This window comes from Nostoc sp. ChiVER01 (assembly GCF_034531155.1).
In the GTDB taxonomy this organism is placed as follows: Bacteria; Cyanobacteriota; Cyanobacteriia; order Cyanobacteriales; family Nostocaceae; genus Nostoc.
In genome coordinates this window covers 539,239-565,089 of record NZ_JAVRBS010000001.1, presented here as the reverse complement: position 1 = coordinate 565,089, position 25,851 = coordinate 539,239, and the positions used below count along the sequence as shown (strand labels likewise).

General features: G+C 39.7%; 10 protein-coding genes. 7 read left to right on the top strand and 3 right to left on the bottom strand.

The window, feature by feature from the left end:
• The first annotated feature begins 24 nt into the window (after positions 1-24).
• The 7 genes from RMY00_RS02125 (at position 25) to RMY00_RS02095 (ending at position 15,843) form a co-directional block, all read left to right on the top strand.
• Entirely contained in the window at positions 25-2,061 is a 2,037-nt protein-coding gene (locus RMY00_RS02125; RefSeq protein WP_322645976.1) for an ATP-binding protein, read from the top strand.
• Between the two features lie 506 nt (positions 2,062-2,567).
• Positions 2,568-4,211 (top strand): sigma-70 family RNA polymerase sigma factor, encoded by a 1,644-nt coding sequence (locus tag RMY00_RS02120; RefSeq protein ID WP_322645975.1) that lies wholly within the window; start codon positions 2,568-2,570, stop codon positions 4,209-4,211.
• 23 nt (positions 4,212-4,234) lie between these two features.
• Positions 4,235-5,515, top strand: coding sequence for a DUF1822 family protein (locus RMY00_RS02115; RefSeq protein WP_322645974.1), 1,281 nt, complete (start codon positions 4,235-4,237; stop codon positions 5,513-5,515).
• A gap of 263 nt (positions 5,516-5,778) precedes the next feature.
• Positions 5,779-8,091 (top strand): CHASE2 domain-containing protein, encoded by a 2,313-nt coding sequence (locus RMY00_RS02110; protein WP_322645973.1) that lies wholly within the window; start codon positions 5,779-5,781, stop codon positions 8,089-8,091.
• A 132-nt stretch (positions 8,092-8,223) separates the two neighbouring features.
• Positions 8,224-9,039, top strand: coding sequence for a DUF928 domain-containing protein (locus RMY00_RS02105; RefSeq protein WP_322645972.1), 816 nt, complete (start codon positions 8,224-8,226; stop codon positions 9,037-9,039).
• Positions 9,040-9,097: 58 nt separating this feature from the next.
• Positions 9,098-12,751: a filamentous hemagglutinin N-terminal domain-containing protein gene (locus RMY00_RS02100; RefSeq protein ID WP_322645971.1), complete on the top strand. Its 3,654-nt coding sequence runs from the start codon at positions 9,098-9,100 to the stop codon at positions 12,749-12,751.
• Between the two features lie 230 nt (positions 12,752-12,981).
• Complete coding sequence (locus RMY00_RS02095) at positions 12,982-15,843, top strand: CHAT domain-containing protein (protein WP_322645970.1); 2,862 nt, start codon at positions 12,982-12,984, stop codon at positions 15,841-15,843.
• A gap of 148 nt (positions 15,844-15,991) precedes the next feature.
• Here RMY00_RS02095 and RMY00_RS02090 read toward each other — a convergent pair whose 3' ends face one another.
• The 3 genes from RMY00_RS02090 to RMY00_RS02080 form a co-directional block, all read right to left on the bottom strand.
• Positions 15,992-20,230 carry an amino acid adenylation domain-containing protein gene (locus RMY00_RS02090; protein ID WP_322645969.1) on the bottom strand — a complete coding sequence of 1,413 codons (4,239 nt, stop codon included), beginning with the start codon at positions 20,228-20,230 and terminating at the stop codon, positions 15,992-15,994.
• Complete coding sequence (locus tag RMY00_RS02085) at positions 20,227-24,762, bottom strand: non-ribosomal peptide synthetase (RefSeq protein ID WP_322645968.1); 4,536 nt, start codon at positions 24,760-24,762, stop codon at positions 20,227-20,229. Before RMY00_RS02085 ends, RMY00_RS02090 begins: the two co-directional genes overlap by 4 nt.
• 66 nt (positions 24,763-24,828) lie before the next feature.
• Complete coding sequence (locus RMY00_RS02080; RefSeq protein WP_322645967.1) at positions 24,829-25,827, bottom strand: cupin-like domain-containing protein; 999 nt, start codon at positions 25,825-25,827, stop codon at positions 24,829-24,831.
• Positions 25,828-25,851: the final 24 nt, after the last annotated feature.

The following is a 25,851-nucleotide window of genomic DNA, read 5'->3' as shown; positions in this document are numbered from 1 at the left end:
TATAGACTCAAAGGATAATTTTGTATGGATAGCTCAATCAATCCTGAAGTCTGGTTTCAATTTAACCAAAATTATTTAGTGACTGCCACTAATCAACTGTTTAATCTTCTTAAGAACTATATCAATCAATCAAAAAATAATTCTGGCGTAGAAGCCTCAAACCTTAAACAAGATCAATCCGAGCTAACTAAAATATTGGCAGCAATGCCATTTCCTCCAGCACTTGAACAACTCTGTCAAAGATTTAAACTTTCAGAATTTGAACGCTATATATTAGTTTTTTGTGCAGCTCTTGAAATCGATTCGCGTTTTCCAGATTTATGTGATGAAGCCCAAGGCGGTAATTCCCAATACCATCCAACGTTCGGTTTGGTTCTCAATGCCTTGCCCAATCCTCACTGGAGCGCATTAGCACCCGATGGAACACTCCGTTATTGGAAACTGATCGACTTAGGCTCAGGTAGTACCCTAACTAGCACATCTCTTCATATAGATGAGAGAATCCTTCATTATCTTATAGGTGTAAAAACAACAGACTCGTTACTAACAGAAATTACTGAACTACCATCGTACACACAACGACTAATTCCTTCTCATCAATGCTTGGCAGATAGTATAAAGGCTCTATGGGAATTGAATTCATTTCAGAATTCTTTGCCGATCATTCAGCTATGTGGTTCAGAGATGGAGGATAAAACTGACATTGCCCAAGCTGTATGTCAGCATTTTAATTTACAAGTAAGTCTGTTGAACTGCCATCGTATCCCTCTCAAACCCGATGAATTAAAGACTTTCATCCGTCGACTGGAAAGAGAATGTATTTTGGAGCGTAGAGCGCTCCTTCTAGTTTGTGAGGATATTGATCGTTCCGACAAGTTACAACTTGCTTCTGTGCATCAACTACTTGAGGAACTAGAATGTTTTGCGATCGTTACGACACTTTCTCCACTTCAAGGCGTAAAGCGTCAAATGATTCGCTTTGATGTTCCTAAACCCCTACCTCAAGAACAGTTAATTACTTGGCAAACCTCTGTGGCCGAACTCAAAACTCAACTTAATGAGCAAGAGAAATATATACCAGACTCAGATAAACTGCTGCAAGACTTGCAGGAACTCACGTCTCAGTTTCAACTTAGTACCTCTATGATTCGTCGAGCCTGTGCGGCGGCTGTTGGGCAGTTGACAATGCCATCCACTCCTTCCCTAAAACAGGCTCTATGGCAAAGCTGCCGCGTCCAAGCTCGTCCTGGATTAGATGAGCTTGCAGAGCGAATTGAATCTAAATTGTCTTGGGAAGATTTAGTATTACCGCCCCTTCAGAAGGGAATTCTAAAGGAAATTTCGGCTCATGTGCGACAGAAGGCCAAAGTATACGAAAAGTGGGGATTTACATCTAAAAGTAGACGTGGACTGGGTATTACAGCCTTATTTTCTGGGCCTAGCGGAACCGGAAAAACTCTGGCAGCAGGTGTTCTTGCCAATGAGCTGAACCTCGATCTCTATAAAATTGAACTTTCTGCTGTTGTTAGTAAGTATATTGGCGAAACTGAGAAAAATCTCCAGCAAATATTTAATGCGGCTGAAAGTGGGGGTGTAATTTTGCTTTTTGATGAGGCAGACTCTATTTTTGGTAAACGGAGTGAAGTTAAAGATTCTAAAGATCGCAATGCCAATCTGGAAGTCAGTTATTTACTTCAGCGAATGGAATCCTATCCAGGAATGGCTATTTTAACGACGAATTTACAGAGTAATTTAGACCCTGCATTCATGCGGCGACTTCGGTTCGTGACTCAATTTTCTCTGCCAGATGCCGCCCATCGAACTGAAATTTGGCGACGGATTTTTCCGCCTGATACCCCAACCGAAGGCTTAAACTTTGAAAGACTGGCTCAACTTAACGCTCCTGGCGGTAATATCCGCATCATTGCCCTCAACTCAGCTTTTATGGCCGCCGATGCCCAAGAGCCTGTCCAAATGAAGCATATTCTTAAAGCCACTCAAACAGAGTATGAAAAACTAGGGAAATCATTAACGAGCATAGAAATTGCTGGCTGGATTTAAGATTGTATCGCAAAAATTTTCTCCCCCTGCTGCCTCTGCTCCACCTGCCTGCCTGAATACTAGCTTGCTAAAATCAGCCTTTTTGTTGTTTGATAAATAGATATTATATGTAGACGAGGTAAAAATATAAGCATCTTGACCGATTTCTACTCTCAAGTTTATATAATACCTACAACTTGCATAATTAGGTTGCTCTGCTCCCAATAAGTTCAGTAAAGCTAAAATCACACAAAAGAATGCAGTGTATTTGATACTTGCATATTGCTGGAAGCAACGCGATTTAGTGAAATCGGGATTAAATTATCATTACGTTGATAATTTATCAATAGAACCAGGGTTTGTGTTGCGATGCCAACGGCGGGCTACGCCTACGCGTAGCGTACCGGAGGTAATGGCATTCCAAAATAGCCTATTTCCATTCTTGGTTTTAACACTTCACCAAATCGCGTTGCTCCCCTTGCATATATTGTAAATTTCATTTTGTTGTCAAGTAGGGAGAAAAAATCATGGTACTTAATTTTACCAAAATTAATAGTATTCCTGTACTACCGAAGCGAAGGGATAATCTTAACAAATTTTCTACCTATATTGTGCTGAGTGACCAAAATAATCAATTATCGTTGCAATGGAAACATCAACCTTCTTTGCAACGAAATTTGAAATTATATGAGGAAAAGCATCAGGAGTTTTCCAATTTATTTTGCCATCAAGATAAAGGAATAGATATCGCAAATTTTTGGCGAAAAGTAGCATTTGACGAATCACAATTAATAGGAAACTGGGAGCCAAGTAATAAAATACAACTTGCCTATGAACATTTAGCAAGTTACTTTGAGGAAAGATGCTATTGGGCTGCTAAAGACTTATCTAAAGAGCGTAATGCCAATTCTTGGGAAGAATATTTATGTATTGCTAGATTACTAGTTTACAATCCACTCAATTTGAAAGAAATTTTAGTTAAATATAATTATAAAAGTGCGAATATAGATACATATATAAGCAATGTATTAACAAATCATATTAAATTTTCAGCAGATGTTAGTAGATTTTCTCGGTGGAGATTATTATATAAAAAGAGCGATAAAGAACTCATAGAAGCACTAAAAGTATTCGGTATTATCGAGCCAGAAATCTCATTAATTATTTTTGCTAGAAAATACTTTAAGCAAGTTTATTTAATTAACAAGGTTAAAAATCCAGCCAGAATTACTGGTAAAAAATGGATAGCCCCTGACGAAGAGGATTTTTCAAAATCTGCTCAATGTTATAACGCAGAAAAAGTATTACCAACTGCACCCCATGAAGTATTTGCTAACTCTACTAAGGTAACTGCAAAACAAATTAAAGATTGGATGGAGATTTGCATTAAAGCTTTAGAAAGTTATCCGATATCAATTCTACCAAAATTTTCGCTTGATGCTTTTCAATCAGGTGAATTTGAAGTTAAATCAGAATTACAAGTTTCGGAAATCGAATGGGAAAAGATATCAAGCACTGAGGATACAAGAGAACAAGGATTTTTGGCTAATCAAGCTAATTCAATTTTATCTGAGCAACTTCAATCCATGAAACTCGATGCTCAGAAGATTTTACTTCTCTATTATGGGTTTGGATTTAATCAAAAACAACTAGCAGATAGATTAGGAATGAATCAAAGTACAATTTCTCGTTATCTAACTAAATCTACAATCAAATTATTAGAAGCTATAGCAAGGATTTCCCAACCACAACAATGGGTTAAACAGTATGTAAAACGATGGTTAGAAAACGACTATCATACACCAGTGCACTCAGATTTGATTCAAGCAGCTTTGGTATCAGCCATTAAGAAATTAGGAAATGAAGAACGTGAGGTTTTACAACTTTATTATGGAGAGCAAATGGATGAGATAAAAATTGCTTCTCAGTTAGGTACTGGCTTGAGTGAAATAGTTACAAGGGTTACTAAAGCAAGAAATATATTACAAGAAAAATTGATGAAGGAAATAAATATTTGGATGAAAGAATATTTAGAAAAATGGTTGGTTAACTATTACAAATCTCTACTAAAAGTAGTGTTAAAAAATGAACCTAAATTAGGAAAGGGAGAATTAAAACTAGAAGAAAAAATTTACCTACTGGAAATATATATCCAAAATCAGTTGTATTAACTTTATTAGTGAGGGTGAAGATTATGTTGAGTTTATCAGATTTCGTAAATATTGACGTTAAGCATATTTGGTTGCAGGTAGAGACAGCTGAACAAGAAAAAGTATGGCAGCTTTCCCAACATCACTCAAATGCGATCGCAATTTATAATGCTTATCTTAATCGCATCTGCTTGAGCCGCTTACTCACTTGGTTTCAGGTTTCCTTGCAAGAATCTAGTTTACGCGCAGAGATATTTCCTAGTGAAGAAAATTTACCTACGATCTTAGAGATAGTAAATGGCACAGCAATTAAGGTGGGTGAAACCAAGATATTATTCGTGCCGACTGAAACAATAGATATAGAAGAATTGCGCGTACCGCAAGAATGGATAGATATTAGTAGTTGGACAGGTGACTATTATATATCAGTGCAGGTAAATTTGGAAGGTGATGATGATGATTGTTGGATACGAGTATGCGGATTTGCTACACATCGTCAATTGAAAAACCAAGGCAAATATAATTCAAGCGATCGCACTTATTCTTTACCTATCGAACAGTTAAATGAAAATTTTACCTTACTTTTTGCTACACTTGGATTGCGTTGGCGAGAAGAAGTTCTACCTGAAGTAAATTTGTCAGCAACAGAAGCTCAAAACCTATTGCAGACATTGAGTGATGCTTCTATTTATTCTCCTAGAGTACATTTAGATATACCATTTGCTCAGTGGGCGGCATTAATTTCCAACGAACAGTGGCGACAACAACTGTATAATCAACGTTTAAACCAAGAAAAAAATCCTGTATCCACTGCTAATAAATACTTGTCACCAAGTATAGAATCAATGAATAACGTCTCTGTAGACTCTTCATTGATTCAGGTGAACCTTGATCAATGGTTTCAGAAGCTGTTTACAGCAGGATGGCAACCTATTGACGAAGTTTTAAATTTACAAATAGGAAATTTAGCATTTGAGTTCAGAAGTTTTTCTGCAACTAGTAAAACAGGTGTAAATGGAGTCAAGTTAATTGATCTGGGGGTACAATTAGGAGGGCAATCTTTAGCATTGATGCTTGCTCTCTCACAGGAAGAAGACAAGAAAGTTGCTATTATCGTACAAGTTCATCCCACTGGCAATAAGAAATATTTGCCAGCAAATCTCAAAGTTATGCTTTTAGAATCGGAAAATATTCTACAGCAAATTGAATCGAGAAGTTTAGATTGCTACATTCAACTTAACCGTTTTAAAGGTTTAAGCGGAACCAAATTCTCTATCCAATTGACTCTTGATAATTTCAGAATGACAGAAAATTTTTCTATTTGAAACTATATCAAACTTGGATAATTACTTATAATAAATATTTACTGATACAGGTTGGGTTGATGCTTGTGAAACCCAAAATGAGCTTTAAAGTCGCGTTAGGTTTTGTTCTTCAAATAATTAACCTACAGATATTATAAGTGTTTAAAAAAGTTGATATTAACTAATTAGTATTTTCAAGCCATGAGGTAACAGATTAAAACTTATAATATGCATTAAATCAGTATGCATTTTGACTGTGAATTATAGCTATCTTAAAATTAAAGATGAGTAAGTTAATTGTTATCAGCTTAGAAAAAGGTAACTTAAACGATGGCTTTTTCCCTGTAACTGCACAATTGTGGGAAAATAACAACTCTCGTCCGATAAAATTTACAGGTAGTTTACCTCCTGCACCAAAAATTGCTGAACTTTATAAACGCTTTCAATTAATATATCAAGCACTTCATAAACGATTCGTCAGTCGTTCGGGAATCGAAGTAGAATCCACAGGTTTAAATAACGTTAGTGAAGTAGATTTTAGTGAAGTTCAAGAACAATTATATGAAGCAATCAATTCTTGGCTAAACTCTGATTCATTTCGCCCAATCGATCAAAAGTTACGTGAGAAATTGGCTTTAAATGAAGAATTTCAAGTGATTATTGAAGCAAGCGATTCTCTTCTACAACGGCTACCTTGGCATTTATGGAATTTTATTGAGCATTACCAATTATGCGAAGTTGCTGTAAGTACTCCAAGATATGAGCGAGTAATACGATTACCCAAACAGAAAACAAATAAAGTTAGAATATTGGCAATTTTGGGTAATAGTCAAGGTATTGATATTCAACAAGATAGAAATATTTTAGAACAATTACCAAATGCATCAACAGTATTTTTAGTAGAGCCTTCACGTCAGGAATTAGATAAGTGGCTTTGGGACGAACAAGGCTGGGATATACTGTTTTTTGCAGGTCATAGTCAAAGCGAAAATGATAAAGGTCACATACATATAAATCCAAATAGTGCATTAACAATAAATGAGTTAAAAAATTCGTTGACTTATGCAATTTCACGCGGTTTAAAAATAGCTATTTTCAATTCTTGTGATGGTTTGGGATTAGCGCGACAGTTAAGTGATTTGCAAATTAGCCAAATTATTGTCATGCGGGAGGAAATACCGGACTTGATAGCACAAGAGTTTCTAAAACATTTCTTGGGAGCTTTTTCTGAAGGTAAATCTTTCTATTTAGCGGTACGTTATGCACGTTCCAGATTACAGGGTTTGGAAGAAGAATTTCCTGCTGCTTCTTGGCTACCTGTGATTTGTCAAAACATAGCGGAAGAAACTCTAACTTGGCAACAATTATGCGGTCAAACTAATAAAGGTGCTTTCTCTAAATTGACAGCACGGAATCTGAAAATCACATTTTTAGTGAGTGTTTTGATCACCAGCTTAATTACGGGGGTGCGATCGCTCGGTTTCATGCAACAATGGGAACTGTCGGCTTTCGACTCAATGATGCGGATGCGACCTGACGAAGGTGTAGATAAGCGTCTTTTGGTGATTACTGTCACAGAAGCAGATATTCAGGCTCAAGAACAAAGACAAAAATCATCACTATCAGATAGTACGCTACAAAAACTATTGCAAAAATTGTCAATTTACAAGCCAAGAGCCATTGGTTTAGATATTTATCGAGATTTTCCGGTAGGTTATCAATATCCAGATTTAGCAAATCATTTACGAACAAACAACAATTTTATTGCTATATGTCAACTTGGTGGTACCAAACAACAAGCAATTGGGATTTCACCACCGCCAGAAATTCCACCTAACCGCATAGGCTTTAGTGATGTTGTATTAGATAGCGATTTGGTAATCCGTCGTAATCTACTATCTATAACACCAGAACCGGAATCAAATTGCAAGTCGTCCTACTCTCTCAACTTTCAACTTGCACGACAATATTTAGCTAAAGAAGGCATCAAATTCGATATTAGTGATGAAGGCTACTTGCAGCTTGGCAAAACAATCTTTAAACCCATAGATGTTCCTACAGGTGGTTATCAACAATTTGATGCAAAGGGACACCAAATACTACTTAATTATCGCTCTTCGCAGAAGGTTGCAAAACAAGTCAGCGTTGCACAAGTCTTGAATAATCAATTCAACCCCAACTGGGTAAAAGATAAGATTGTTTTGATTGGCGTTGACTCACAAGGCGCTAAAGACTATTTTCTTACACCCTACAGTATGGCAAATACCCCCTACCAACAAATTCCAGGGGTACTGCTTCAGGCAAATATGGTTAGTCAAATTCTAAGTGCTGTTTTAGACAAGCGCCCTCTATTATGGGTTTTACCTGCATGGGGTGAAATTTTGGGGATTTGCGGTACGTCTTTGGTAGCCGGAATATTAGCTGTATACAGTCGGTCACTATTGAAATTTGCTATTCTCATAACTGCTGAATTACTCATCCTCTACGGTTGCTGTTTTGTTCTCTTGTTATATGGAGGTTGGATGCCATTTCTTCCCTCTGCACTGGCATTAGTAATTACTGGAATCGGTGTAAAAAATACGAAAAATTATTCATAAAAAAAAGATAAAAATTCAGCACCCAGAAATCACAATATATAAGGAGTTTATTAAAAGTAGGATATTTATTTATCAAGTCTTTATTTCTGAATTCTTAGAAAAAAATAATTGTAAAAAATTGAAAATTTAATTATGACTAAAATCAACTTTCTTTCATTATCAAAAACATTAGTATTTATCACAACCTTTTTACTGGTTAATGTTACGCAATTATCAGCACAATCTCAGCAGTCAAACACTACAAAAATACGTTTTGTTCAACCAACTTTAGAGAAACAACCAGAAAATCGGGGCGCACCGACAGACAGAATAGGTGCAGGAACTCGCGGTGATTGTCCAGCCGTGACTAAACCTCTCACAGCCTTAGTACCTTTGGTGTCAAAAACTGCAAATCAAAAGCAAGTAACAAGAGGCACTACCACACAATATGTTTTAAGCTTAACCACAGATGAACATCCAACTTTTTGGTTTTACGTTCCCTATGTATCCAAGAATATCAACTCGGTGAAATTTGTTTTACTGGATGAAAAAAATAACTCTCTCACCAAAGAACCAATTCCTATTACTTTATCCAATACGCCAGGAGTGATTGAAGTTAATGTTCCTGCAACAGAGAAACCCCTAGAAATTGGACAATATTATCATTGGTATTTTTTGATTGATTGTAACCCGCAAAGCCGCTCAGAAGATACAGCCGTTGAAGGGTTAGTACAACGCATTGTTCCAACAGATGAATTAACACGTCGCTTACATACAGCAACCCCACGTCAAAAAGTAGCGCTTTATGCTCAAGCAGGTATTTGGCAAGATGCTCTAACTACTCTAGGAGAACTTCGCGCCAGCCAACGCCAAGATGCAACCTTGGCGACTGATTGGAAAGATTTGTTGGAGTCTGTAGGGTTGGAAAATATTTCTACTGAAGCGATCGCCCCTTGTTGTCGTCTCTAAATGGGCAAATGGTATTGAATATCTGCAACAATTTCTACTTCTTTAGAGGGATGCAATTTTGAAAAAATATATAGGTTTTAGAAGCTTCAAAAGGTTAGGAATTGCGGCGTACCCGCGCTATGCTTCGGTTATCGCCCAAGCCCTAACTTGTCAGTTCGCTGGTGCAATAATATTCTCTGCTAATTGTGCGATCGCCCAAATTACAACAGATACCACTCTCCCGAATAATTCTAATGTCAAATTAGAGGGTAATACCACAGTTATTGAGGGTGGAACGACAAGAGGCGGTAATCTGTTTCACAGTTTCTCTGAGTTCTCTGTTCTCGATGGAAATACAGCTTTCTTCAATAATTCACTAGATATTCAGAACATTCTGACACGAGTAACAGGTAAGTCAATTTCTAATATTGATGGCTTAATTCGTACTAATGGTAAAGCAAACTTATTCTTACTTAATCCCAATGGCATTGTATTTGGGCCAAAGGGCAGCTTGAGTATTGGTGGTTCCTTTATTGCGACAACAGCCAACGCTTTACAATTTGGTAGTATAGGCAACTTCAGCGCAACAAATCCAGAAGCGCCTTCATCGTTACTGACAATTAACCCTTCGGCTTTTTTATACAACCAAATCACTACAGGAGCAATTGAAAATAACTCAATTGCAGGTGCTGGCCCTCATTTAGCAGGTTTTGAAACCTATGGTTTGCGAGTACCTGATGGTAAAAGCATATTACTAATCGGTGGTAATGTAACGATGGATAATGGACAATTAAATGCTTATGGTGGACGGATCGAATTAACAGGATTAGCTGCTCCAGGAAGTATAAACCTTTTTACAGATGGCGACATTTTTAGTACTCAAGTACCAGAATTATCACGAAGTGATGTATTTTTGAATAATGGAGCGATCGCTAATGTTTCTTATGAGAATGGTGGTAGTATTGCAGTCAACGCACGCAACATAGATTTATTAAAAGGAAGTTCACTTAATGGTGGTATTGAGGCAAATTTGGGATCAGCAACTGCCAAAGCCGGAAATATTACTCTTGACGCCACCGAAGCAATTAGGATAGAAGAGCAAAGCGAAATTAGAAATCAGGTTCGGACGAATGGCATCGGCAATGCTGGTGATATTAATATTACTACTGGCTTACTATCCGTAAAGGTCGGATCTGGAATTTACACTCGTACCTTGGGTGATCATTCCTTGCAACGTCCAGGTAATGCCGGTAATATTAATATAAATGCTCGTGGACAAGTCTCTTTTCTTGATGGAAGCTTTGGCTCGACTACTTTAGAACCTACAAACCCTACAGATGTAGGAAAAAGTGGAAATTTGCAAATTCAAGCTGATTCTGTATTAGTTGGTAACAACTCTCAATTAAAAGTTAGTACTTTAGGTACGGGAGATGCTGGGAATTTAACAATTGATGCTCGTAATACCGTTGATTTTTATAATAATTCCTTTGCCTTCAGTCAAGTTGAAAAAGGAGAAGGTAATGGCGGCATCATAAAAATCAATACGGGTTCACTTACGCTGAATGATAATTCACTTCTTAGTGCTAGTACTATTGCAAAAGGAAATGCGGGCAGTGTGCAAATACAAGCTCGTGATAATGTATCCCTTGCAAATAAGAGTGGAGTGTTTACCACAGTTCAACCAGGCGGCAAAGGAAATGGAAATGACCTTTCAATCCAAGCAAGGTCAGTTTCAGTTACTAATGGATCATTTTTAACAGCAGCTACTTTCGGTGAAGGCAACGCAGGCAATGTAATAATTGGTGCTGATTCGGTTCAATTTGATGGTAGTAACAGTTATGCTGCAAGCAGCGTAGGTTTGCGAGAAGATGGCGAAGGATCAGGCAACGGAGGTATAGTAAAAATCTCTACAGGTTCGCTTCAGCTCACCAACCAAGCCATATTAACAGCAGAAAGCTATAGCAAACAAGGAGATGCAGGTAATATCATTATTGATGCCCGTGATACCGTCTCTTTATCAGATGGAAGTTCTATAAAAACCCTGTTAGGAGAGCAAATAAAGGGTAAAGCAGGTAATATCAGCATTGCCACAGGTTCACTCTCAATTGCCAGTGGTTCCTCGCTCCAGGCTGATACTTATGGATTAGGAAACGGAGGTAATATTAGTATTCAAGCACGAGATAATGTGTCTTTTATAACTGAAGGAGGAGCTTATAGTAGAGTACAAGAAAACGCCAATGGTAGGGGGGGTGATATAGATATTAAAGCAGATTCTTTGACCTTGAGTGATGGTTCTTTTATAGCAACAAGCACTCTAGGAGAAGGAAATTCTGGCAGTATAACTATTAATGCTGCTAATTCCATTAATTTAAGTGGAGTTAACCAAAAAGGTTTTCCAGGAGGCATTTACACCGAAGTTGCGACAATTAAACCAGGTGATGGAGGCAATGTAAATATCACTACTAGGTCATTGAAAGTCACTGATGGTGCCCTTTTAGCTACTCGTACAAATGGTAATGGAAATGCTGGTATAGTCAATATCAATGCGACTGATTTCGTTTTATTTGATGGTGTAGGCACTAACAATAACAGAAGTGGTGCTTATAGTCTTGTGTTACCTCAAGGAACAGGTGCAGCGAATGATATTAACATTAATACAGGCTCACTTTTTTTGCAGAATGGTGCGAACTTACGCGCAGGCACAGAAGGACAAGGGAATGCCGGAAAAGTAAATATTGTTGCCCAAGATATAGTATCTATTGATGGAGCAAGTGGCGATGGATTATTCCCAAGTACGATTGAGAGTAAGGTAGAAGAAAATGCTGTAGGCAATGCAGGAAATGTTGATATTACAACTAGCTCACTTTTTATTACCAATGACGCCGAACTATCTAGCAGCAGTCAGGGAAATGGGGCCGCAGGCAATTTAACGGTAAATGCTAATTTGATTAGTCTTGATAACCGAGGTAAAATTTCAGCCGACACCATTGCAGCACAAGGCAATATAAATCTAAATCCAAGAGATTTATTACTAATGCGTCGTAATAGTGAAATTACTACTAAAGCTTCTGGAAACAATATTACTGGTGGTAATATTACAATCGATGGCAAAAATGCCTTTATTGTTGCAGTTGAAAATGAAAATAGTAATATTCGTGCTGATTCTGAAAACTTTCGTGGTGGAAATGTCAAGATTAATGTTGCTCAAATCTTTGGTTTTCAATCTCCGACAACATCATTACCGCTAATAAGTAGTATTACTGCAAAAGGAGCAAGTCCTGACTTGAGCGGAAATATACAAATCAATACCCCTGATACAGACCCTAGTAAAGGATTAGTTTCTTTAACAACAGATGTGGTGGATGTAGCACGTTTAGTAGATGATAATATCTGCGTGAAAACAGCTAACAGTAGTTTCATTTATACCGGAAGTGGTGGTTTACCTGCCTCTCCTAACAACACACTTAATAGTGATGCGGTATGGGAAGATTGGCGACTCACTGCTGTAGCAAAGGGAAGAGAGGGAGAAAAAGATCAGCGATCGGAATCCCTTCTGGGGATAAGGGAACAAGGGGGAGAGAATAAATCCTTAAGCCCTAATCAAATTGTGGAAGCGCAAGGGTGGATAATTAATCAGAACGGAGAAGTAATTCTTACGGCTTACGCTCCCACAGCAACACCACACAAAGTAGGGAGTTCATCATCTGGATGTCAGTCAGCAATTGCCAAGTAATGGACACGGACATAGGGCAATGGTCAAAAGAGGCAGAGGAGCAGGGAGCAGGGGGCAGGGGAAAGACTGAGACGGAGCTTGTACTTTGCCCCAGCACAAGCGGACAAAGAAAGACGGGGCTTCAAATCCTTGTTTTGCAACCCTTGTCGCAGAGAGAAAGGCTTGCTCCCCCAAGCTTTTAGCCCTTTTCCCCTCTGCCTCCCTGGTGATTGTTTTGGAGTGGATTTGGAATGGCAAGACCTAATTGGAACACGGCTAAAAAAAAGGGTATATTTCGCAAGTGGCAAATTATCTTATTAGCTTTGCTGGGATTTACTTTCAGCTTTAGTGTTCATCTGCTATCGACTGCTTCCATTGTCCCAGTTATTGAAAAAGCCCCCATCCGATCAAGTCAGCCAATTAGCAATGTTTTTATATCCCATACCGAAGTCTCCGAAAGCATAGAACAACTAATAGAAAATGGCAAAACTTTATACCAATCAGGACAATTTGCCTTTGCAGTGCAAAGTTTTCAGCAGGCTGCACAGGTTTCTCAGTCCCAAAATGACGCGCTAAACCAAGCTTTGGCGTTAAATTTTCTTTCCTTGAGTGAGCAAAAATTGGGTCATTGGAACCAAGCAAGTGTTGCAATTACAACTAGTCTCGATTTATTAAACCAATCAAAATTAACTAATAGTAATGCAAAACACATTCTCGCTCTAGTTCTCAACACTCAAGGCAATTTACAATTAGCACTGGGTCAAGCTGAAAATGCTTTGCAATCATGGCAAGAGGCAGCTAAAACCTATACTGAAATTGGTGATACAGCTGGTAATATTGGTAGTTTAATTAACCAGGCTACAGCTTTCCAATCTTTGGGGCTTTACCGCCGCACAATGAAAATATTTGAGCAAGTAGAAAAGAATCTCCTTTCTATGCCAAACTCGCTTTTAAAAGCTGCTGGATTGCGAAGTTGGGGGAATTGGCTGCTAGCCAGTGGAGATATAGAAAATTCTCAAAAAATGCTGGAGCAAAGTTTGATAGTAGCGCAACAGTTGCGATCGCCACAAGAAGAAAGTGCAACTTTACTCAGTTTAGGCAATGCCGCATTCGCAAAGGGTAAGAGAAATCTCATCAAAGAAAGCACTACCGAGGATAATTTTCTCCCGTCGCGGTGTGGACAAACAGCTATCGCCCAAACAGAGGATACCAAATACTTCAAAAAAGCATTTTATTATTATCATGAAATCGCTAATAAGTCAAGTTCTTCCATTACTGCTGTACAAGCTCAACTCAATCGCTTGAGCGTATTGCAGTTTCTTGGGCAACAACCGACGAGCGAATATCTTGGATCGATTAAATCTGCACTCTCCAATTTAACCCCCAGTCGAGCCGCAGTATACGCCAGAATAAATTTTGTTCAGAGTTTGGTTTGCTTTGAAAAGACGCACAAGCAGACAACAAAAGAAATTTTCAATTCCCCAACCCAAAATCAAGAGTTCCAAGCAGGAGCCAGAGAACAAGCTAAAATTCAAAATTTTGAAGAAATTGTCGAGCTATTAAATATCTCTGTGCAACAAGCCAAAGAAATCAAAGACCAACGAGCCGAGTCTTATAGTCTGGGTTATCTGGCTCAATTTTACGAGATGAGAAAACAATTTCCAAACGCACAGCGATACACTGAGTCAGCTTTAAATCTTGCTCAACTGATAAATGCACCAGATATTGCTTATCACTGGGAATGGCAACTTGGACGCCTGCTTATGGCACAAGGAAATTTAGAAAGAGCAGTAGCAGCTTATACCACAGCAGTAGACACTCTTCATACTTTACGCGGTGATTTAGTAGCTCTTAATACCGATACTCAATTTGACTTTCGAGATGAAGTAGAACCAGTGTATCGTCAATTGGTAGGATTACTTTTAGAATCTGACCAAACCTCGACTGACAAAGCAGTAACAAAACAAGTCAGTCAGAAGAATTTAAAGCAAGCTCGTGATGCAATTGAAGCTTTACAATTGGCTGAATTAGACAACTTTTTCCAAGATGCTTGTATTACCATCCAGCCAACCCAGATTGACGAAGTAGTAGATAATTCTAATCCAGTAACAGCAGTTTTTTATTCAATTATATTAGCAGACCGCATCGAAATAATTGTCAAATTACCACATTCTCAAGAATTACGGCATTACACGACTTACAAACCCAAAGTTGAAGTAGAAAACACTTTAGAAGCACTGCGCCAAAAACTAGAACAACGTTATACATTTCGCGATCGCGAAGACCTTTCCCAAGAAGTATATAACTGGATTATCAAACCTGCGATCGCAGGTTTGGAGCAAAGCAATGTCAAAAATCTAGTCTTTGTGATGGATGGTTCATTGCAGAATATCCCAATGGCTGCGCTTTATGACGGCAAACAATATTTGATAGAAAAATATAGTGTTGCCCTTTCACCCGGTTTGCAACTGCTAGCACCCAAACAAAAACAAAGACGATTGGAAGCATTAATCGCCGGATTAACAGAATCTCGCTTAGGCTTTAGTTCCCTATCAAATGTCGGCACTGAATTACAGCAAATAGAGTCTATTATTCCTTCTAAACAACTCATCAACCAAGCTTTTACTAGCATCAACATTGAACAGCTAGTAAGTACAATTTCTTTTCCTGTGGTTCACTTAGCAACTCACGGCAAATTTAGTTCTAAACTTGAAGATACATATATTCTTGCTTGGAATGACAAGATTAAAATTAAACAGTTGCGTGAAATACTGCAAACTAGAGAACAAGTGGTAGGGCGCTCCAATCGCGTACCTCCTCCAATTGAATTACTTGTCCTCAGTGCTTGTGAAACAGCGACTGGAGATAAGCGTGCTGCTTTGGGGCTTGCTGGTGTAGCTGTGCGTTCTGGCGCACGCAGTACCTTGGCTTCACTGTGGCAAGTAGACGATAAATCTACCTCTGTTTTGATGAGTGAATTCTATCGACAGCTAACACAAAATACTAATTTAAGTAAAGCAGAAGCCCTACGTCGTGCTCAAGAGTTTCTTTTGAAGGATAAAGAACATCCATTTTATTGGGCACCCTATGTTTTAGTAGGGAATTGGCTTTAGGTGACTGTCGCTGAAATAAGCCAGGACATATAGCAGTTCCCAATTGAAGGCATCGCCATTTTCTTGTCCAATCATATTTTTTAGTCACCTGATTTTTTTGATTGAAACGCTTGTAAATTAGCGCCTTATAGGGAATGAAACAGCCCTGCTACTTAATGAGCGGATACCTCTGAGCATTATTTAGGCAATCATTTAATTTTTCAGACAAGACTAAGACATGAGGCAATGACATGATGCTATCGTGGGAACCAGGAATTTTGTAGATTTCTATTCCACCCGTAGCTAGTTCCTTCCACTTCTCCATGAGATAATACTCTTCTACGGGTCTTTCCATTGCCCAAAAAAGTGTCACTTTACCATTATAATCCTTAGCTATGTAAGCTCTTTGCGCTTGAGTATTAGCATCTCGAACAGCTAAATCTAGCACAGAAATAGGTAAAGGTAGTCGCATCTTCAGATGAAGCTTGTAAACAATTTCCCTAATAAAATTTTGCAATCTGTGATTGACCCGATCAACAAAAAAGATGAGCTGCTGCTTTTGTTCTAACTTAGCAATATGACTTGTATTCCTTTTAATTATATCCTGCGAATTAATGAGGAAATGATTAAAACGCTTTTTCAATTTATCCACGAAGGAGCGTTTGATATTTCCACCTGATTTTACTTGGGGAGGGTAGCAATCAAATAAAGCTAGTAATTCTACCTTTTCTCCTTGTATCTCAAGTTGCCTAGCCATTTCAAATGCTACCGTACCTCCTATACACCAGCCACCCAATAAATAAGGACCTTGAGGTTGAATAGTACGTATTTCTTTGAGATAGTGGGCTGCCATATCTTCTATGCGAGTATAAGGAGCCTGTTTTCTATCTAAACCCTGTGCTTGCAGCCCATAAACTGGCTGATCTAAATCTAAATTACCCAGTAGTTCGCGGCTGTGAAAAAGATTTCCGTATAGTGAATGGATATAGAAAAAAGGTAATTTAGAACCCTGGAGTTGAATGGGAATTAATGAAGACCAACGGGTTGAGCATCCTTGTTGGCGGAGAATATTAGTTAATTGTTCAATAGTAGGAGCTTGAAAAAGAATAGCTGTAGGTAGATTTTGACCAAATGTCTTATTAATTTGAGAAAACAGACGTATTGCGAGTAGTGAGTGCCCTCCTAAATCAAAAAAATTATCTTTTATGCCAATAGGATAAATATTTAAAACATTTTCCCAAATTTTAGTTAACTGAAATTGTAGTGGATCTTCTGCTGTAGCAAAAATTTTTTCTATTTCAGCATTAGCTAAATTATCTACAGGTAAAGCTTTACGATCAACTTTGCCATTAGTATTAAGTGGCAAAGTATCCAGTATGACAAAGACTGAGGGAACCATGTAATTCGGTAGCTTAATCTGCAATAAATTACGTAATTCTGCGATCGCAATTTTCTGCTGTGAATTAGGAACTACATAACCAACTAAGCGTTTTTCTCCAGGAACAACTTCTGGCGCTATGACAACAGCCTGCTTTACCCCCGGATATTGGGCTATAGCTAACTCTACCTCGCCCAATTCGATGCGGAAACCGCGAATTTTTACTTGGTCATCCATCCGTTGCAGATACTCAAGATTCCCATCGGCGCGATAGCGAACTAAATCCCCTGTTCTGTAGAGTTGAGCATTCGGCTCTTGGCTAAATGGGTTGGAGATAAATCTTTCTTGAGTAAGTTCAGATCGATTCAGATAACCTAGCGTTACACCAGCACCGCCGATATACATTTCACCCGGAACTCCCACAGGCACAGGCTGCAAACAGCTATCCAACAGATAAATTTGAGTATTGGCAATGGGCTGACCAATTAGAGGAATTCCATCTTTTAGAATCGAATAGCAGGTAGACCAGACTGTTGTTTCGGTTGGCCCGTACATATTCCAAACACTCTGGGTACGATTCACCAATTCCTTGGCTAAACTTGTTGACAAAGCTTCTCCGCCACAAAGAATCTTTAGATGTTGGGAACCTTGCCATCCAGCAGCTAGCAGCAGTTGCCAGGTTGCAGGAGTAGCCTGCATAACTGTTGCTTGGGAATGGTTGAGAGTTGTGAGCAGTTTCTCTCCATCTGTAGCGACTTCACGGCTGACTATAAAAGTAGTTGCCCCCACAATTAACGGCAAGAATATTTCCAGAACCGCAATATCAAAAGAGAGTGTGGTGACGGATAGTAGAATATCTTGCTGAGTTAAGCCTGGTCGCTCACGCATACTTGTTAGGAGGTTAACAACGCTTCGGTGAGGAACTTTTACTCCTTTAGGTATTCCTGTAGAGCCGGAAGTGTAAATTACATAAGCAAGATTTTTAGGTGTTGTATCTTTGCCACAGAGCAGGTTTTCTTGATTCTGCTCAATAATAAACTGAAAATCAGCATCAATTTCTACTAACTTAGCGGTATTTTTGGGTAAAAACTCTACAAGCCGTTGTTGAGTTAATAATACCTTCGCTTGCGAGTCTTCCAGCATAAATGCTACACGCGCTTCTGGATGGTTTGGATCTAGCGGTAGATAAGCCGCACCAGCTTTGAGAATGCCTAATACCCCCACTACCATTTCTAAAGAACGGTCTAGACAAATTCCTACTAGCTCGTTAGTTTGAACTCCCAACGATCGCAGATAATGAGCTAATTGATTGGCACGACTATTGAGTTCACGGTAGGTAAGTTGTTCGTTTCCAAATACTACTGCTACAGCATTAGGTGTACTTTCGACCTGTGCTTCAATCAGTTGATGAATACAAGCGTGTCGGGGATAGTCAGTTTGAGTCTTGTTCCACTCTATAAATAACTGTTGCCGTTCGGCTGGCGTTAATAGGGGTAACTCTGAGATACGTTGCTTTGGGTTTGCAAGAATACCTTCTAGGATTGTTTGGAAATGCCCAAGCATCCGAGCGATCGTTGCTTCATCGAATAGGTCGGTATTGTACTCAAAGGAAGCTCTCAATCCTTTGCCTGTATCCCGCATCACCAGGGTTAAATCCAATTTTGCCGTGCCGCTATGAGTATATCCAAAGGTGGAGGCAATTTTCAAATCTGCTACTTCTCGCTCTGCCCCCTTTGTCCAAGGGGGATTCATGGCGAACATTACTTGAAACAGTGGTGAATGACTGCGATCGCGTTCCGGTTTGAGTTCTTCTACCAGTTTTTCAAAAGGTAAATCCTGGTGATCGTAAGCACCTAAAGCCACCTGACGCACTTGATCGAGTATTTCCCGAAAAGTGGGATTGCCGGAAAGGTCAGTCCGCATGACCAAGGTATTGACAAATAAACCCATCAATCCTTCGGTTTCTACCTGGTTGCGACCGGCAATTGGGGAGCCAACAAGAATATCCTCTTGTCCTGTATAGCGATGGAGCAATACCTTAAACGCTGCCAATAAAGTCATGAACAATGTTACCCCTGACTGCTGACTCAAAGCCTTGAGGGCATCAGTCAAGTCCTGCGGTAGCATCTGGCGACAAATTTCACCTGAGTAAGTTTGGACAGGTGGGCGTGGGCGATCGCCGGGCAGTTCTAATATAGGTAGGTTGCCACTTAACTGCTGCTTCCAATAATCAAGCTGAGATTCTAGGACTGCACCTTGCAGCCACTGACGCTGCCAGTAAACGAAGTCAGTATACTGGACAGATAATTCCAGCAGTGGGGAAGATTTGCCAGCAGCGAAAGCTTCATAAAGTGCTGTGAGTTCCTGAAAGAAAACCTCTGAAGACCAGCCATCTGCAATAATATGATGCAAAATCAGGAGCAACACATGCTCCTTTTCAGTTAGGCGTAACAGTTGAAAGCGAAATAATGGCCCTTGCACCAAATCGAAGGGTTGTTGAGCTTCTTGGGCAGCTAATCTTTTATCTTCAATTTCCCGTTGTTTTATAGGTAACTGACTCAAATCAACAAGCGGCAGATTCAGGGTTATGTCTGGAGATATTACTTGGCTGGGTTGTCCATCTATGGATATAAAGGTAACTCGTAGGATTTGGTGACGTCGGACAATTTCAACTAGACATTGCTCCAGTAGTGCAACATTAAGTGAGCCTGTGAGGCGATAGGCTAGGGGTATATTGTAGACAGAGTTACCAGGATCAAATTGCTCTAAAATCCATAAACGTTGTTGAGCAAAGGAAAGAGGGAGTTTACCATCTCTGATGTTAGGTAATATGTGGGGAAGATTGTTACTACTAGCAGAATTAGCCTGGAGGAGAAATTCTAGGATTTCGGCTTTCCGTTCTCGCATCTGCGCCAGCAAATCTGATGTCAGACTCTCCTTAGCAGCTCGATAGCGCAGGTTACTACCTTCGACCCATAATTTCACATCTAGATGACGTAGTTCTGATAAAAACTCATGAATGGTTTTCATAATTGTCCCTCTTCATAGTCGCTCATTGTCTCAGTCTGAGAAGCTTGGGAATTTTGCGCTGCCCATTGCAGTGTTTCAACTCGTTCAGCTAAATCAGCTACAGTTGGTACTTCAAATAAGTTGAGTAAAGGTATTTCTACTTGAAAGGTTTGACGCAACCGTGAAGTAACTTGAATCGCCAGTACTGAATGTCCCCCTAGCTCAAAGAAATTGTCGTGAATGCCGATATTTTCTAAGTTGAGAACTTGTGCCCAAATGCCAGCAATCTGCTGTTCAACCAAAGTGCGAGGTGCAACATAATTCTGTGCCAGTTCTGGACGAGCAAAATCGGGTATTGGTAGAGCCTTCCGATCCACTTTGCCATTAGGAGTAAGAGGCATCGCATCCAGTGTCATGAAGGTAGCAGGCACCATATAGTTTGGTAGCTTTTCCTTTAAGAACTCGCGTAATTGTGGGATTAGCTGATTATTTGCAGCCTGCTTCTGCATGGGGCTATTGGCATAAGCACTCCACGACTGAGGTCTTACTTGATTCTCTGCCTGCGAATCGATGACAACAGTCTGTGCTTGTTTTGGAGAAATTCGTGTAAAAACAGCCTCAAAGTAACCTTCCTTAGCAGCATTTGACCATCTGAGGTCTACGTTGTATGGCAAACTTTCACCCAATGCCCAAAGATTTTCTGGATCAATACCCCCTGGTAGCTTCTCCAATACTGTTATTACATCTGCGACAGTTTGTAACTGGCTGTCTCCTTTCAGTAACGCCAAAGCTTGAACTTCTTTGTGAATCCGAGCATTCGGAATTTTTTTGATGCAATAATAATCTGGTTGAGTTTTTTCGAGAATTTGCTGCACATCTGCTACTGTCAAGTTTTCATCTAGCCAGTCATGCCATGTTGGTTTAATAGCTGTTGTTGCTTCTGGTTCAATGGAAAGAAATACATCATAGTGGAACAGAGTTGTCTCATTCCAAATATGGCCACGACGCAGCTTTATCTCAACATGCCCAATTGCCGAAATATACTGTTTCAGGGCATAAAAGAAATCTGGATCAACAACTAATTCATCTTCATTACGAACTCTATTTTCAGCAATGCTCCTCAGTTTATCGACTGACATTGATGATGATGAATTTTTTAGTTGAGCAGCAGTATGGTAAGCTTCTAATAATCCATAGCTTTGGACATCACCGACATAAATACAACCGCCTGGTTTCACTACCTCAACGGCATTTTTTAAGACTTGCAGTAAATAGTTAATATCTGGGAAATACTGAACAACTGAGTGAATAATTACTGTGTCAAAGGAAGCTGCTTCAATTCCTTGAAAATTATCTGCTGCTCGGTGGTCAAGAACAATTTCCGGTAATTCTTTCTCAGATATTCGCAGTTGCTTATCTAATTCTTGCAATGCTGAGGCAGCATAATCTGTACCAAAGTAATATGTACATTTTGAAGCAATTTCTAGTAGGATTTGACCCGTTCCACAACCAATTTCCATCACTCGACTGGGTTGCAGATCGAGAATCCGTTCTACAGTTTGGTCTAGCCACTCTTGGACTTGCTCTTCAAAATTATCTTGATTACTTAATTGCTTGATAATGGCGGCATCGCCTAATGTTTGGTTTTGTAAAGATTCTGGTGAGGCATTCTTTAAACCTGATTCATACAGTAAATCCCACCTTTGATTCCAGGCTTGGATATGTTGAGTACTGCTAGCAGACTCTGCTAAAGACTCAACTTCAGATGGTATTTTTGGAACTAAATAACCGACTAAAGTTTTCTCATCTGGGATATCTTCTCGCACAACAACGACGGCTTCTTTCACAGCAGGATGTTGAGCCATCACCGTTTCAATTTCACCCAATTCAATCCGAAAACCGCGAATTTTCAACTGATTGTCAATTCGTTGCAGATATTCAAGATTGCCATCGGCGCGATAACGAACTAAATCACCTGTTCTATAGAGTCGAGCATGAGGTTCTTGGCTGAATGAGTTGGAAATAAACCTTTCTTTAGTCAACTCAGGTCTATTTAAATAACCCAGCGCTACACCTGCACCACCAATATAAAGTTCACCAGGAACTCCCACAGGCACGAGCTGCTGGTAAGCATCTAATAGATAAATTTCAGTATTGGCAATGGGTTGACCAATTAGGGGGATTCCGTCTGCTTGAATCTGATAGCAGGTAGACCAGATTGTTGTTTCGGTTGGCCCGTACATATTCCAAACACTGTGGGCACGATTTACCAGTTCCTTGGCTAAAATAGGTAGTAACGCTTCCCCACCGCACAGAATCTTGAGTTGTTTGGAACCTTGCCAGCCAGCCGCTAGCAGTAATCGCCAGGTTGCAGGAGTGGCCTGCATGACTGTTGCTCTTGAATGGTTGAGAGTTTTGAGCAGTTTCTCTCCATCCGTAGCCACCTCACGGCTGACTATTAGAGTAGTTGCCCCCACGATTAATGGCAAGAATATTTCTAGAACGGCAATATCAAAGGAGAGAGTGGTGACAGATAGCAGAATATCTTGCTGCGTCAACCCTGGTTGCTCACGCATACTTTCCAGGAGGTTGACAACATTTTGGTGAGAAACTTTTACTCCCTTGGGTGTTCCTGTGGAACCGGAAGTGTAGATGACGTAAGCTAGATTCTCAGCATTTGCTAGGTAAGCGGGTTTATGAGTTGGATAATAGACAATTTTTTCTTCATCTGTATCCAAACAAACCACCTTTAGCTGATTGTCTGGTAACAAATTAAGTAGGTTGGCTTTGGTAAGTAACACGGACACTTGAGCATCATCAAGCATGAAAGTCAAGCGTTCTTTGGGATACGTGGGATCTAAGGGGACATAAGCGCCACCTGCCTTGAGTACACCTAGCAGAGCGATCGCTATTTCTGTTGACCGTTCCAAGGAGATGCCAACTAGCACTCCAGGCTTGACTCCCAAAGTTTGGAGATAATGAGCAAGCTGATTGGCACGCTGGTCAAGTTCCAGATAAGTCAGTTGTTGATTTTGAAACACAACAGCGATCGCATCTGGTGTTCGCTCGACTTGAGTTTCAAACAGCTGATGAATCGATTTATCTTCAGGATAAGCTGTTTGAGTATTGTTCCATGCTGCTAACAACTGTTGCTCAGTTGTTGGCAAGATTGGCAATTTGGCAATAATTTGATTGGGATTAGCAACTATACCTGCTAAAAGAGTTTCAAACTCTGCCATCCGACGACGGATAGTATCAGCATCAAACAAATTGGTGTTGTACTGGCACTCCAGCGTCAGCTGACCACGCAATTCCGTAGCATTGATAAATAGTTCAAAATTCTCAAAGGCGCGAGGATTGGAGAAAAATTCTACCTCCAGCCCTGCAAATGGCAAGCTGTCTCCGTCCAAGCCCTGATCGATATTAAAGGTGATTGGTACTAAGGGAATACGGCTAGAATCCCGTGGAAACACTAATTTTTTGATCAGACTGCCAAAGGTAAATTGTTGGTGATCATAGGCATCTAATACAGCCGACCGCCGCGTTTGCAAGTAGTCACTAAAGGATTTTTCTCCATTGATGCGGCTACGTAATGGTAATAAATTAACGCAGTGCCCTACGAGATTATATTGCCCTAAAGCAGCTTGTCCGGCGGCGGAAATACCTACAACTAGGTCGTCTTGCCCTGTCAAGCGGTGGAGCCACACCTCGAATCCTGACAAGATCGTAGTCATAAAGCTACAACCAAGTTTTGTTCCTAGTTGTTTAAGGTTAGCAACTAGTTCGGGATTTAAATGCCAATCTTCACGGGCAGCGTTAAAGGTTCTAAATAATGGACGAGGGCGATCGCTGGGAAAATCGAGTACAGGCACAGAATCGGAGAATTGATCTAACCAGTATTGTTCTATAGCGATCGCTTCTAGACTTTGGGCTTCTTCTTCCTGCAAGATCGCATATTCACTGAAGTGGTCTGGTTCTTCCAATTCAGGAACAATACCCTGTTGCAAGCCAGAATAGAGTTTACCCACATCTGGCATCAACACTGCCCATGACCAACCATCACAAATAATGTGATGGGCAGTCATAATTGCTAAATGCTCTTGAGGATGCAATTTGACAATTTTTGCCCGAAATAGGGGGCCGTGTTCTAAATCAAATGGTTGTTCTACCTCTTGTTGCAATATACTAGCTATTTTTGTCTCTTGCTCCTGTGGCTTTAGTCCAGCAAGATCGATGATGGGGATTTCTATTCTTAAGGAGGCAACAATGCAGAGTGTATTGCCATCTGTGCTAAAGGTTGTCCGTAGCGCTTCATGGCGTTGGACTAACTGTTGCACAGCAGATTGGAAAGCTTCTACATCAAGGTTTCCTTTTAATCGCAGAGATTGGGACTCGTTATAAGCACAATTGGCACTGTCTCCCATTTGTACAGAAGCCCAAATTTCTTTTTGAGATTCGGTTGCAGGAGCAGTTAATAATAACTCTCCACCAGAAAATGGATCGAAATCAACAGCAGTTAATATAGATTGCGAATTCAAGGGTAATAAACTCATACAAAACCTTTGATGTTACAGCTTTTTTAAATAGCTCAAAATGAAGGATATGTTAACTGAATGGAACTAACGATAAAACAAATTATTTAACTTGGTTGCTGATTTTTCTAAATAATTCAACTTAGCTACCCCTGAGCGTAGTAACTCAAATTTGCTTTTTGATTGACGCTTAGATAAAATACCCAGTGCCAATATTTTGGCATAATCTTTTATTGCAGATTGACCAGGTGAGGTTGGTTCTAAACCTAGCTTTCGGAGGTAATGGTTGATTTGATAAACCCTAGCTTGTAAATCGAATGATCGCATACAAAAGTTAATACTAAGAGAAACAGAAACATTACTACCGTTTTTCACCCAATGAGGTGCTAGGACGGGGTGGTGAACTGCTTTACCTGGAGTTAAATGATAAACGCTAGCTTTTGTTTGTTTCTCATCTGTATAATTCGCTGAATCCAACTGTCCAATGTAATAATGTTCAATTTCTTCCTCGGTAAGAACTGAGCGATCGCGTGGATTGAAAACATTCACATCCTTATCGCCATGAATCTGAAATAAAAAGTTTGACTCATGGTCAATGTGATAAGGAGTAATTGAATGAGGAGAGGCGATAAAGATGTAAGCATCCAGCCAAGTGATTTCTTTTCGTAAAGGTACGCCTGTCAGTTCTTCCAGTTCCACTACAATCTGGTCTAGCAGGGTGTTATATTCAGGGTCAAGCTGGACACTTTTAAGCAATATCCAAGAACCTGATTCTTCAATGCGGGCGATCGCTTCTAAAACTTGATCTTTACGCGGTACTTGTGACCATTTTAGGTTGACTGGAATTTGACCTAATTGACAAGTAACCTTTGTAGATTCACCTTTACTCAAGATAGTATTTGCTAGTTCGACCAAGCGGGGAATCTCAAATAAGGGATGTCCTGCAAGGTTGTGCGAAAACATGAAAGATGAAAGGTTGAAATGCTCACGAAATTGTGGTGTGTCAGCCTCAATAATAAAAGTAGAAAATTTTTGGGCGGGAGCAAGCAAATCTAGCTGCTTATATGATGAATCTGCTAGTGACATATCAATTTTTTACTAAATATTTAC

Excerpts from the sequence above, each read along its gene's own strand:
- RMY00_RS02110 (WP_322645973.1), top strand. The coding sequence starts at position 5,779 with ATGAGTAAGTTAATTGTTATCAGCTTAGAAAAAGGTAACTTAAACGAT.
- RMY00_RS02095 (WP_322645970.1), top strand. The coding sequence starts at position 12,982 with ATGGCAAGACCTAATTGGAACACGGCTAAAAAAAAGGGTATATTTCGC.
- RMY00_RS02105 (WP_322645972.1), top strand. The coding sequence starts at position 8,224 with ATGACTAAAATCAACTTTCTTTCATTATCAAAAACATTAGTATTTATC.
- RMY00_RS02125 (WP_322645976.1), top strand. The coding sequence starts at position 25 with ATGGATAGCTCAATCAATCCTGAAGTCTGGTTTCAATTTAACCAAAAT.
- RMY00_RS02090 (WP_322645969.1), bottom strand. The coding sequence starts at position 20,230 with ATGAAAACCATTCATGAGTTTTTATCAGAACTACGTCATCTAGATGTG.
- RMY00_RS02115 (WP_322645974.1), top strand. The coding sequence starts at position 4,235 with ATGTTGAGTTTATCAGATTTCGTAAATATTGACGTTAAGCATATTTGG.
- RMY00_RS02085 (WP_322645968.1), bottom strand. The coding sequence starts at position 24,762 with ATGAGTTTATTACCCTTGAATTCGCAATCTATATTAACTGCTGTTGAT.
- RMY00_RS02080 (WP_322645967.1), bottom strand. The coding sequence starts at position 25,827 with ATGTCACTAGCAGATTCATCATATAAGCAGCTAGATTTGCTTGCTCCC.
- RMY00_RS02120 (WP_322645975.1), top strand. The coding sequence starts at position 2,568 with ATGGTACTTAATTTTACCAAAATTAATAGTATTCCTGTACTACCGAAG.